This is a genomic window from Parafrankia elaeagni (assembly GCF_000374165.1).
GTDB lineage: Bacteria > Actinomycetota > Actinomycetes > Frankiales > Frankiaceae > Parafrankia > Parafrankia elaeagni.
Map to the genome: position 1 here is coordinate 1 of NZ_KB893697.1, position 1,576 is coordinate 1,576.

1 pseudogene is annotated in these 1,576 nt (G+C 66.5%); it reads right to left on the bottom strand.

Annotated elements, in window-relative coordinates:
- Positions 1-94: 94 nt before the first annotated feature.
- A pseudogene (locus B207_RS32735) lies at positions 95-1,093 on the bottom strand (IS630 family transposase); the annotation flags it as partial.
- Positions 1,094-1,576 lie beyond the last annotated feature (483 nt).

Here is a 1,576-nt window from a genome sequence, read left to right on the forward strand (position 1 = left end):
GCGAGTACTTTCTGCGCTTCCGTGTCAACTAAGATCTCCTCCGGTCTGCCCCTATTCTAGTAGGGGCCCCTGTCCGGAAGAAACGAGGCACCTCATAGCGCCGGGCGGTGAACTGGGCCTCGATCCGGTTCAACCAGCTGGAGTAGGTCGGGGTGTAGGCGATCTCGACGTTGGCCCCGGCCGCCCAGTTCCCGACCCGGCTGTCGGTCTTGGTGGACAGGTGCGGAGAGAAGTTGTCGCAGATGATCGCGATCCGGATGTCGGAGGGGTAGAGCGAGCGCAGGTAGCGGCAGAACGCCAGGAACCGGGTCCGGCCCTTCACCGCCTTGACGTGTCCGTAGAGCCGGTCGCGGTTCAGGTCGTAGGCGGCGAGCAGGTGCCGCACTCCTTGGGTGCGCCGGTAGGTCGCCCGCATCCGCCGCCGTGGCCCGCGTTTCGGGTCGGTCTGCTTGCCACCGACACCGGCCCACATCCGTCCGGGGCGGGGCTGGAGGTTGAGCGGGCCGAACTCGTCCATGCAGAACACCACCGTCGGCTCGCCATGGTCCGGGGTGACCTGTCCGTCGGCGATCGCGTAGAGGTGCTCGACGCGGGCCTTCTTCGGTTCGTACTCCGGGTCCGTGCTGGTCTTCCAGGTCTTCAGGCGTTGAAAGGTGACGCCTTCCTCGCGGAGCAGCGTGCGCGGGCCCTCGTGGCTGATGTCGTCGACCACCCCCTCGGCGACCAGGAACTCCGCCAGTTTCGACAGGCTCCAGGTCGAGAACGCCAGCTGGTGCTCCGACGGCCGCGACTTCGCGATCTTCTTGATCTCCCGGCGTTCCGGCAGGGAGAACTTCCTCGGCCGGCCACCGGCGTACTTCGGGTACAGCGAGTCGAATCCGTCGCCGTTGAAGTTGTGGATCACATCCCGGACCCGGTCCTCGGACGTGAACGTCACCTCCGCGATCTTCGTCGGGGGCATGCCCTGCGCTGAGAGCAGGATCATCTGCGCCCGCCGCCAGGTCACCACCGACCCTGAGGACCGTCTGACGATCCGCAGCAGCTTCTGTCCCTCGTCCGGATCGATCTCCCGGACCCGCACCCGTTCCGCCAAACTCCCGATCATCAAGCCGGCGGCCGCGCCGGCCGGGGATCCGGGCCGGCGCGCCGCTCACAACTCGGGGCAAACCTTGCCGGCTACGGCACTAGAACTAGGCAGGCTAGAGGATCAGACCGCGGCAAGCTCGGGTGAAAGACACGAGGGGACGGGGCGGACGGCGTCGTCCCTCGGGACAGGGAGTTCGTATGGCGGGGCACCGACAGGGACGATGATGACGGCAGGGGCACGCGGGGCTGGCCGCAGGCGGATGTCCCATAACCAGTTTCCGTGCTGCCGGCATCGTGGTCGACTCACTAGATGAGCCGGGACGATCGCGGCCGCAGGGGCCGGACGGACGGGCGTGACTTCTTCATCTCGCACGCCGACGTGGACCAGCAGTGGGCAGTGAGGTGCCTCGTTTCTTCCGGACAGGGGCCCCTACTAGAATAGGGGCAGACCGGAGGAGATCTTAGTTGACACGGAAGCGCAGAAAGTACT